At 69.7% G+C, this 9541-nt stretch carries 12 protein-coding genes; 3 read left to right on the top strand and 9 right to left on the bottom strand.

The genetic code is table 11. From position 1 onward, the window contains the following. The 4 genes from H261_RS16705 to H261_RS16690 form a co-directional block, all read right to left on the bottom strand. The coding region (locus tag H261_RS16705) for a hypothetical protein (protein ID WP_200860262.1) at positions 1–343 on the bottom strand (343 nt) is incomplete at its 3' end. A 13-nt stretch (positions 344–356) separates the two neighbouring features. Continuing rightward, the gene (gene purS, locus H261_RS16700; protein ID WP_008619816.1) at positions 357–599 is read right to left on the bottom strand and encodes a phosphoribosylformylglycinamidine synthase subunit PurS; all 243 of its coding nucleotides are present in this window, start codon (positions 597–599) and stop codon (positions 357–359) included. A gap of 50 nt (positions 600–649) precedes the next feature. Further along, positions 650–1414 (bottom strand): phosphoribosylaminoimidazolesuccinocarboxamide synthase, encoded by a 765-nt coding sequence (gene purC, locus H261_RS16695; protein ID WP_008619812.1) that lies wholly within the window; start codon positions 1412–1414, stop codon positions 650–652. 184 nt (positions 1415–1598) lie between these two features. Then, complete coding sequence (locus H261_RS16690) at positions 1599–2363, bottom strand: NRDE family protein (RefSeq protein ID WP_008619809.1); 765 nt, start codon at positions 2361–2363, stop codon at positions 1599–1601. 110 nt (positions 2364–2473) lie between these two features. Here H261_RS16690 and H261_RS16685 point away from each other — a divergent pair, with 110 nt between their 5' ends. Further along, complete coding sequence (locus tag H261_RS16685; protein WP_008619807.1) at positions 2474–2803, top strand: DUF1476 domain-containing protein; 330 nt, start codon at positions 2474–2476, stop codon at positions 2801–2803. Between the two features lie 134 nt (positions 2804–2937). On the opposite strand, the gene H261_RS16680 is transcribed toward H261_RS16685, so the two are convergent. Together H261_RS16680 and H261_RS16675 are read right to left on the bottom strand one after the other, a co-directional pair. After that, positions 2938–4260, bottom strand: coding sequence for a diguanylate cyclase domain-containing protein (locus tag H261_RS16680; RefSeq protein ID WP_008619806.1), 1323 nt, complete (start codon positions 4258–4260; stop codon positions 2938–2940). Positions 4261–4345: 85 nt separating this feature from the next. Then, entirely contained in the window at positions 4346–5272 is a 927-nt protein-coding gene (locus tag H261_RS16675; RefSeq protein WP_008619804.1) for an ArgK/MeaB family GTPase, read from the bottom strand. 87 nt (positions 5273–5359) lie between these two features. On the opposite strand from H261_RS16675, the gene H261_RS16670 reads away from it, so the two are divergent. Both H261_RS16670 and H261_RS16665 read left to right on the top strand, forming a co-directional pair. Then, on the top strand, positions 5360–5839 hold the full coding sequence (locus H261_RS16670; RefSeq protein ID WP_008619801.1) for a disulfide bond formation protein B: 480 nt from the start codon (positions 5360–5362) through the stop codon (positions 5837–5839). Next, entirely contained in the window at positions 5836–6390 is a 555-nt protein-coding gene (locus tag H261_RS16665) for a demethoxyubiquinone hydroxylase family protein (protein WP_008619799.1), read from the top strand. The genes H261_RS16670 and H261_RS16665 overlap by 4 nt, the downstream gene beginning before the upstream one ends. On the opposite strand, the gene H261_RS16660 is transcribed toward H261_RS16665, so the two are convergent. The 3 genes from H261_RS16660 to H261_RS16650 form a co-directional block, all read right to left on the bottom strand. Continuing rightward, positions 6391–7095: an NUDIX hydrolase gene (locus H261_RS16660; RefSeq protein ID WP_040476750.1), complete on the bottom strand. Its 705-nt coding sequence runs from the start codon at positions 7093–7095 to the stop codon at positions 6391–6393. Beyond that, positions 7095–7961 carry a universal stress protein gene (locus H261_RS16655; RefSeq protein WP_008619795.1) on the bottom strand — a complete coding sequence of 289 codons (867 nt, stop codon included), beginning with the start codon at positions 7959–7961 and terminating at the stop codon, positions 7095–7097. The genes H261_RS16660 and H261_RS16655 overlap by 1 nt, the downstream gene beginning before the upstream one ends. A 78-nt stretch (positions 7962–8039) precedes the next feature. Next, entirely contained in the window at positions 8040–9488 is a 1449-nt protein-coding gene (locus tag H261_RS16650) for a bifunctional aminoglycoside phosphotransferase/ATP-binding protein (RefSeq protein ID WP_008619793.1), read from the bottom strand. Positions 9489–9541 lie beyond the last annotated feature (53 nt).

Raw genomic sequence — 9541 nt, 5'->3', positions numbered from 1 at the left:
TGACCGCCGGAGGAGCCACCGGCGGCGGAAGCGGAACCGGGGCGGCCGCCGGAACGGCCATCGTCGGCACCGGTTCCGGTGGCGGTGGCGCGGCAACCGCCGCCGGCGCGGCGGACTCGGGCCGGGGCTCGGCCGGTACCGCGCCGGGGATGTTCAGATGGGCGGACGGGCTGGAAATGGGCGGACCGACCAGCACCCCGAGAACATCGCCGATTCCATCGACGATGTCCTCGAAAAGCTCGGTCTTCAGGGGCTGGGTGTGGACGATCGGGTCCTCGGCCCGGGCCGGAACGGCCCAGACCGCGGCCAGGGCGATCAGCACTCCGGGGACAAGCCGCCGCACCGCCACCCTCCGCTCAATCCACCAGTTCGATGGCGTAGTTCTCGATCACGGTGTTGGCCAGCAGACCCTTGCACATCTGCTCCACCGCGTCCTTGGCCTTGGCCCGGTCGGTCTCGGCCAGGTCGAGTTCGATGTACTTGCCCTGGCGCACGTCGTTGACGCCGCCGAAGCCGAGCGAGCCCAGCGCATGCTGCACCGCCTTGCCCTGGGGATCGAGAACGCCGTTCTTGAGGGTGATGTGGACTTTGGCTTTCACGTCGGTCTTTCCGTTTCTTGACGAGTGGGAACGTAAAGAGGCAAGTGCCCCTACTGCATCAGCGCGGGGCCCTTTAAATCGCGGGGACCACCCTCGGGCAGGATGCCCAGGCGGCGGGCCACTTCCTGATAGGCTTCCTCGACGCCGCCGAGATCGCGGCGGAAGCGGTCCTTGTCCATCTTGTCGCCGGTGCGGATATCCCACAGACGGCAGGAATCGGGGCTGATCTCGTCGGCCAGGACGATCTGCATGTCGTCGCCGTTGTACAGGCGCCCGAACTCGATCTTGAAATCCACCAGCCGGATTCCGACCCCCAGGAACAGGCCGCACAGGAAGTCGTTGATGCGCAGGGCCAGCGACATCATCTCGTCCAGGTCCTGGGTGGTGGCCCAGCCGAAGGCGGTGATGTGCTCTTCCGACACCATGGGGTCGTTCAGCGCGTCGGACTTGAAGTACCACTCGACGATGCAGCGGGGCAGCGGCGTACCCTCGGACAGGCCGAAACGCTGGGCCAGGGACCCGGCGGCCACGTTGCGCACCACCACTTCCAGCGGAATGATCTCCACTTCCCGCACCAGCTGCTCGCGCATGTTCAGACGGCGGACGAAATGGGTGGGAACCCCGATCTCGCCCAGGCGGAGCATCAGGTATTCGGAAATGCGGTTGTTCAGGACCCCCTTGCCGGTGATGGTGCCGCGCTTCTTGTTGTTGAAGGCGGTGGCATCGTCCTTGAAGTACTGCACCAGGGTGCCGGGCTCGGGTCCTTCGAACAGGACCTTGGCCTTGCCCTCGTAAATCTGTCTGCGTCTTGCCATGGAAAAAATCCAAATCGGTGGCGCCCGCGTCACATCGCCCCACGGAGGTCGGATGGAGGAAACGCGCGGACGGCGAAGGGGCGGCGGACGGGTCCGTCGCCTGAGTTTCGCGCTTGGTATAGCAGGCTCGCTTCCGGGAAACAACGAAACGAAGCAGAGCCGGGTCGGGCGGCGTCCGCCTCCGTCAGGCATCGACCGGGACATATCCCACCCGGTCAGGCCGCCCGGCGGCGAAGCGCCAGACCCGCCCGGTTTCCTCCACCGAAGGGGCCGGCAGGGCGATCAGCGAGGCCGACACCGTACCGAAGCCGTCGGGGCGCAGGAAACACATGGCGGGGGTCTCCTCGCCGTCGGGGCCGCAGCCGCCGCTATCGGCCATCAGCGCAGCCCAGGCCGCCCAGTCGCCGCCCTCGGGATGGGCCGGATCGGGGGCCGGCGGCACCGCGCCGCCGAAGCGGTCGAGATAGGCGGCGATGCGCGGGCTGCTCCCGTCGTCCAGGTCCAGCGCGCTCAGCATGTGCAGGCCGGGGGCGATGGGATGCACCTCCACCCGCCTTCCGTCGGCCCGCACCCAGAAGGCGTCGCGGTTGTCGGCCACCACCATGTTGAACGGCCGGTAGGACACGCCGTGCAATTCCGCCAGGGCCTGGACCGCGTCGGCGGCGTCGGCGTGGTCCAGGGCCTCCAGCACCAGTTCGCCGCGTGAGCGCTTGCCCGGCGCCGGCCCCAGGGTGCCGATACGGTTGAGGATGGCCGCCATCACCCCGGTGTCGTTGACCCCCAGCCAGGTGCCGCCGGCCAGTTCGTCCAACCCGGCCACCACCTCGGGGCGGTCGTCCCACCAGCGGCCCGGCGGCCTCCACGGCCGGGTGTTCATCTCGTCGCGATTGGCGGCGACGATCAGCGGCCAGTCGTGGCCGGGCCGGCGAAGCAGAACAAGGGTGCACATGCGTAAAAATCCGTTTCTAGCGGCGCTTCCGCCCGTTATAACACGGCTTGCGCTCGCCGCTTTCGCTTAGCCGGCGCCAATTGTCACAAGGGTATGGACTTCGGCGAACCATGACTGCCTTCGATGATCGCGAGAAAGCCTTCGAGGCCAAGTACCGGCTGGACCAGGAACAGGAATTCAAGGCTAAAATCCGCCGCGACAAGCTCCTGGGGCTGTGGGCCGCCGAGCGGATGGGGATTTCCGGCGACGCCGCCAAGACCTACGCCCTGTCGGTGGTCAATGTGGAATTCGACGCCACCGACCACGACGCCGGGCACAAGATCGCCCGCGATTTCATCGCCAGCGGCGTGGCGGTCGACGAGCCGGCCATCCGCCACCAGATGGCGGTGCTGCTGGAAGTGGCGCGCGAGCAGATCGTCGCCGAGATGGGCAAGTCCTAACGTTCATTCGAGTTTGGCTGAATCGATGCCGCTCCTTCCTCCGTCACCTCGGCCTTGAGCCGGGGGCCAGGGATGGCCGGGTCAAGCCCGGCCATGACGGAGGGATCAATGCTTCAGCCTAAACGCTAGCCCCCTCAGCCGCCGGCCGGCGCCTCGGCCAGGTCGATCTCGTCGGCCGGCACCGTGCCGGAATAGAAGCAATAGCCGTTGCGGCCCGAGTGCTTGACCCGGTACATGGCCACGTCGGCGGCCTTGCTGACCTCGTCCATGGTGTTGCCGTCGTCGGGGAATACCGCGATGCCGATGGATGCCCCCACCTGACAATCATGCCCCTGGTAGACGATGGGCGTGCCCAGCGTCTCGATGATCTTGCGCGCCACCATGGCGGCCTCGCCGGGGCGGCCGATCTCCTCGACCACCACCACGAACTCGTCGCCGCCGACCCGCGACACCGTGTCGGAGCTGCGGACGCAATTGTTCAGGCGCCGCGCCACCTCGCGCAACACCGCGTCGCCGGCCTCGTGCCCCAGGGTGTCGTTGATGGGCTTGAACTTGTCCAGGTCCACGTAGAGCACCGCCATGCGGCCGCCGTGGCGGCGCACGCGGGCCAGGGCGTGGCTGATACGGTCGTTGAGCAGGTTGCGGTTGGGCAGGCCGGTCAGGGTGTCGTGGTGGGCCAGGCGCTTGATCCGCTCCTCGTTCTCCTTGCGCTCGGAGATGTCGCGCAGGATGCCGGTGAACAGGCGGCCCTTGCCATAGCGCAGTTCGCTGACCGAGATCTCCATGGGAAAGCGCGACCCGTCGGCGCGATAGCCCATGCTCTCCACCGAGCGGCCCATCAGCTTGGACGAGCCGGAAAGGTACTGGGTGAACTGGTCGTCGTGCTGATCACGCAGTTCCGGCCCCATCAGCAGGCTGATGTGCTGGCCGGCCAGCTTGCCCTTGCCATGGCCGAACATGCGCTCGGCCGCCGGGTTGGCGGTTTCGATCAGGCCGCGCTCGTCGACGGTGATGATGCCTTCCGCCACCGAGGCCAGCACCCCCTGAAGGCGTTCCTCGCGCTCGCGCAGCGCCTCGGCCGACTTGACGAATTTCGAGATGTCGCGCGCCTCGAGCAGGAACATCTCCTCGGGACCGGGGATCAGGCGGACGCGGATTTCCGCCTCGAACAGGGTGCCGTCGCGCCGCATCAGCTTGAGCGGCAGGAATTCTTCCTCGGCCAGCAATTCCCAGCCGGCCTCCACCAGGAAGCGGTAATCGGTCTCGACGAACTCGACGAAGGCGGCGCCGATGGCGTCGGCCTGCGATCCCAGCCCGAGAACCTTGACGCCGGCCTGATTGATGAAGACCACGTTGCCCTGGCGCAGGACGCAGACCAGCGCCGACACGAGCTCCAGCAGCTCATGATCCACGACAGATTTCCCGGCCTCGGCGGCGGTGGCGGCGGACGAGGGCACATTCCCCCCTATGACAACAGTCTGGCGATGGTCCGCCGAATGGCGGGGGGTTGTCAATATCTGCGAGGGGAGCCGGCAATTTTAATCAACCTTTAGAGTCGAAACCCAACCGAGCCGATAATTCCGCCAGCCGGACGAAGGGCGACGCCCCGGCCTTGAGCGACAGGTCGCCGGCACGGCGCACCCCTTCGCGCCCGAAGCGCTCGCGGACCGCCTCCTCCAGCCAGGCCTCGGCCTGGGCATGGCGGGCGGCGGCCAGCCGCCCCCCCTCGGCCAGTCCGGCGGCGTGGCCGTCGATGGCCGAGACCAGGGCCTCCACCCCCTCGCGCCGGGCGGAGGACACCATCAGCACCGGAACCTCCCAGCCGTCATGAGCGCCGCCGCCCAGGCCCAGGGCGCCCAGCACGTCGGCGCGGGCGCGCACCGCCGCCGCGCCCATGTCGGCCTTGGTCACCACCACTACATGGGGGATCTCGGCGATGCCGGCCTTCATGAATTGCAGCGAATCGCCCGAGCCCGGCTGGACGCAGAACAGCACGGTGTCGGCGACGCCGACCACATCGGTTTCGCTCTGGCCCACCCCCACCGTCTCGATCAGCACCACGTCGAAGATCGCCCGCATCAGCACCATGGCCGAGACGGTCAGCCCCGCCAGCCCGCCCAGGCGGTCGCGGGCCGCCATGGAGCGCACGAAGATGCCCTGGTCCTCGGGATCGGTGGTCAGCCGGGTGCGGTCGCCCAGCAGGGCGCCGCCCGACCGCCGCGACGAGGGATCGACGGCGATGCAGCCCACCGTGCGGCCCTGGCCCCGCCAGCCGGCGATCAGGGCGTTCATCAGGGTGGACTTGCCGACGCCGGGCGGTCCGGTCATGCCCACCACATGGGCGCGGGGCTCGGCATAGGCGGAATCCAGCAGCGCCACAGTGGCGGGGGCGTCGGGAAAGCGTTCCAGTTCGGCCAGGGCGCGGGCCAGGGCGGCCTTGCCGCCCGCCCGGATGTCGTCGAGGGTCACGGCCACTCCTTCACACAGATGGGCGTCGATTGTGTTCGTCCCCGACGGGGTGGTCAAGCGCAGCGCCGGGTTATATAGTGCGGCGCAATGAACACCGCGTCCCGCCCCATCGCCCTCTCGGTGGCCGGCATCTGCCTCGCCGCCCTGGCCTTCGCCCTGGTCGCCCAGTACGGGTTCGGCCTGCGCCCCTGCAATCTGTGCCTGATCCAGCGGGTGCCGTTCGCCCTGGCCGCCCTGCTCGGCCTGCTGGCGCTGAAGGACGGCCTGCCCGCCGGAACCCTGCTGCGCCTAGCCGGGCTGGCCCTGCTGGTCAACGGCGGCATCGCCGTCTACCACGTGGGCGTCGAGCAGCACTGGTGGGCCTCGGCGGTCTGCGCCGGCAGCCAGGAGGGCGCCGTGGCGGTGGCCGACCTGCTGGCCGAGATGAGCAAACCGGCGGAAGCCCAATGCGACACCCCCGCCTGGTCGTTCCACGGCATCACCATGGCCGTCCTCAACGTGCCGTTCTCGGCCTTGCTCGGCCTGGGGGTGCTGTGGGCGGTGAAGCGTTCGGAGGCCGCGCGATGAAGACCGCCGACAACCGCATTCCCGGAGACCTCGACCATGCCGGCCTGATCGACCGCGTCCTGCGGGTCAATCAGGCCGGCGAGTTGGGCGCCGTGCGCATCTACCAGGGTCAGCGGGCGATCCTCGGCCGCAAGGGGGGCAAGGTGGGCCCGCTGCTCAAGCGCATGGCCGAACAGGAACAGCAGCACCTGGACACCTTCAACCGCCTGATCGCCGAGCGCCGCACCCGGCCCACCCTGCTGTCGCCGCTGTGGCATCTGGCCGGCTTCGCCCTGGGGGCGGGCACCGCCCTGCTGGGCGAGAAGGCCGCCATGGCCTGTACCGTGGCGGTGGAGGAAACCATCGACCGGCACTACGCCCGGCAGGCGGAGCAACTGGGCGACGACGAGGCGGCGCTCAAGGACACCATCCTCAGGTTCCGCGACGAAGAGATCGAGCACCGCGACATCGGCCTGGAGCACGGGGCCGAGCAGGCCCCCGCCTATCCCCTGCTGTCGGCGGCGGTCAAGGGCGGCTGCCGTCTGGCCATCTGGCTGGCCGAACGGGTCTGATCACACCAGCCCGCGCAGGCGGGCCATGCAGAAGGCGTTGACGGCGTGGGCGTCCTCGACTCCGCCCTCCACCAGCATTTCAGCGAAACGGCCCGGCGTCACCTGGACGATACCGAAGATCCCCTCGGACAATTGCGGTTCGCCCACCCCGGACAACTCCGCCAGGAAATAGTCAAGGCCGGCATTGGACAGCGAGGTGTCGCAGAACGACTGTCCGAGATGGGCGAGCGTGGCGACGTGGCCGCCGGTTTCCTCGGCGATCTCGCGCAGCACGGTCTCCTCCAGCCCGTCGCCCGCCTCCACCGAGCCGCGCGGAATTTCCAGCAGGAAGCGGCCGATGGCGTGGCGGAACACCCGGAGCAGGACGATCCGCCCCTCGAACAGCGGCAGCACCCCGACCCCCCGGGCGTCATTGGCATAAACCACCCGGTTGTGGGTGCCCAGCGAGCCGTCGGGAAAGCGCACCGCGTCGCGCAGCGCCAGGATATAGGAATCCTCCGCCAGCACGCCCACCGAGGACGCGGCGGGCGGCAGCCCCCTGGCCCGGTTGCGCCGCGCCACCGTCCTCATGGCGGCCCGGATGTCCGCCTCGTCGAGCAGGATGTCGATCCCCCCCGCCGGCCGCCGGAACAGTTCCGGCCGGCTCTCCACCAGTTGGCGGTAACGGCGGTAATCGGCCCGCCGCCGGGTTCCCTCCATCCCCATCAATGGCACATCAGCACATGCAGCGGCGCGTGGGCGATGACGTGGCGGGTGACGCCGCCCAGGATCAGCTGGCGCAGCCGCGAATGGGTATAGGCCCCCATCACCAGCAGGTCGGAACCGTTCTTGCCGGCATGGCGCAGCAATTCCTCGCCGGCATGGGACGAAGCGGCCTGGATGATGGTGGTGGCGGCGCAAATGCCGTTCCAGGCCAGGTAATTTTCCAGCTCGGCCGCCGGGGCGGGGCCGCCGGCATGCTCGGCCACGGTCAGGATGGTCACCGACGCAGCCCCCTCAAGGAAGGGCATGGCGAAGGCGACGGCGCGGGCGGCCTCGGCGCTGCCGTTCCAGGCGATGCAGACATTGGTGCCGGGCAGCGGCGACGGCTCGGCCGGGCACAGCAGCAGCGGACGACCGCAGGCCATCAGCGCGGTGTTCAGGGTGATCATCGCCGCCACCTCGGCCTCGCCGCCGGGATGGCCGAACACCACCAGATCGGAGACCCGGCCGCGCCAGGTGACCACGTCCTCCTCGCGGCCCACCACTTCCAGCCACTCGGCCGACAGCCCGTCCACCGGCGGCGCGGCGGCCAGGGGCGCGCCGTTGCGGGCCAGGGCGGCGTCGAAGCCGGCGCGGGCGGCCTTGGCCCGCTGGGCGGCCTGGGTTTCGGCGATGCCGATCATCTCCTCGACCATGGCGCCCGACATGCCCTCGCCCACCAGCGGCACCGCGTTGGTGGGATCGGAGCGCACATGCAGCCCGACCACATGGCCCGAAAAGCGCCCGGCCAGCCGCAGCGCCGTGTCCAGGGGGATAGCGGCGGACATCTCGTCCTCGACCGGAACCAGAATGGACTTGAAGGCGGACATGACGGCTCTCCTTCTCACGCGATCGGGATAGTATGCGCCCGATCCGATGGGTTGAACATCCACCCGAACCGAGAGGAACTATACCCCCAGCGCGGCCCTGCCGGCCGCCAGGGTGACATCCTTGGGCGGCGAGGAATCGATGCGGGTCCAGGCGATGGCCCCCAGGTCGTAGGACAGCTGATGGTCCAGAACCTGGGGCGTGGCGTCGGAGACGTTGGCCTTGCGCCCGGCGATGCGCCGCTTGGACAATTCCGCCGGCGCCTCCAGCCACAGCCCGTCGAAGGGCACCCCCGCCGCCCGGGCCACCCGCTCGATGGCGTCGCGCTGCTCCGGCCTGGCGAACACCGCGTCGGCCACCACCGCCTGGCCGTCGGCCAGCAGGGCGGCGCAGGTATCGTAAAGCCGGCGGTAGGTACGCTCCGTCACCTCGGGTCCATAGCCGTCGGGGCCGAGCCTGTCGTGGACGGGAACCCCCATCAGGTGCTTGCGCAAGCTGTCGCTGCGCACCACCGCCGCGCCGGGCACCGCCAGGAAGGGAGCCAGTTCGCGGCCCATGCGCGACTTGCCGCTGCCCGACAGGCCGCCTACCGCCAGCAGGCGGGGCGGCGGCGGATCGAGATAGGCCCGCGCGGCGGCAAGGTAGGAGCGGGCATCGGCGGCCAGCCTTTCGCGCGCCGCGCCTTGCGCGCCGGCGGCCATGGCCGCCGAGACATGGGCGCGCACCCCGGCCCGGGCCGACAGGTAGAGCGGCATGGGCGCCAGGCCGGCGAAATCGGCGGTGAGGTCCAGGTAGTGGTTCATCACCCAGTTGGCCTGTTGCCGCGCCCCCCGGTGGTCGAGGTCCATCAGCAGGAAGGCCAGATCATAGATCACGTCGATGCAGGCGATGTCCTCGGAGAACTCGATGGCGTCGAACAGGGCGGGCCGCCCCTGCCACAGGCAGATATTGCCCAGGTGCAGGTCGCCGTGGCACTGGCGGACGAAACCGGCGGCGCGGCGCTCCTCCAGCCGGGGGGCGAAGCGTTCCAGGGCGGCGAAGGAGGCCCGGGCCAGTTCCTCCACCTCGTCCACCGGCAGGACGGAAGGGTCGCGGGCCAACATGGACAGGCGGTTGGTGGCGACGGTCCAGTCCAGCCCGGCCTGCCCGCCCCTGTCCGCCCGCACCGGCGCCACGCGGTGGAAGGCGGCGACGGCCTCGGTCAGGGCGTCGCAGCGCCCGCGGTCCAGTTCGCCCCGCCGGGCCAATCGGTCGAACAGGGTCTCCTGGTCGAAGCGGCGCATTTCCACCGCCCACTCCACCGCCTCGCCCTCCCCGTCCAGTTCCAGCCCGCCGGCCGGCGCGCGGGTCAGGGCCCGTACCCCGACATAGAGGTCGGGGGAGGCACGGCGGTTGATCTCCACCTCGGCCTCGCAGGCCGCCTGGCGCGCCGCCAGGGTGGTGAAGTCGAGGAACGGCAGGAGGACCGGCTTCTTCAGCTTGAAGACGCGGTCGCCGGCCAGGAACAGGGTGGAGATGTGGGTGTCCATGCGCTCCACCGCCCGGCCGCCATGGTGGCGCGGGTCGGCGAGGAAGGCCTCGG

The organism is Paramagnetospirillum caucaseum (assembly GCF_000342045.1).
In the GTDB taxonomy this organism is placed as follows: Bacteria; Pseudomonadota; Alphaproteobacteria; order Rhodospirillales; family Magnetospirillaceae; genus Phaeospirillum; species Phaeospirillum caucaseum.
The sequence above is the reverse complement of the archived record's forward strand: the minus strand, read 5'-3'. Positions and strand labels throughout refer to the sequence as shown.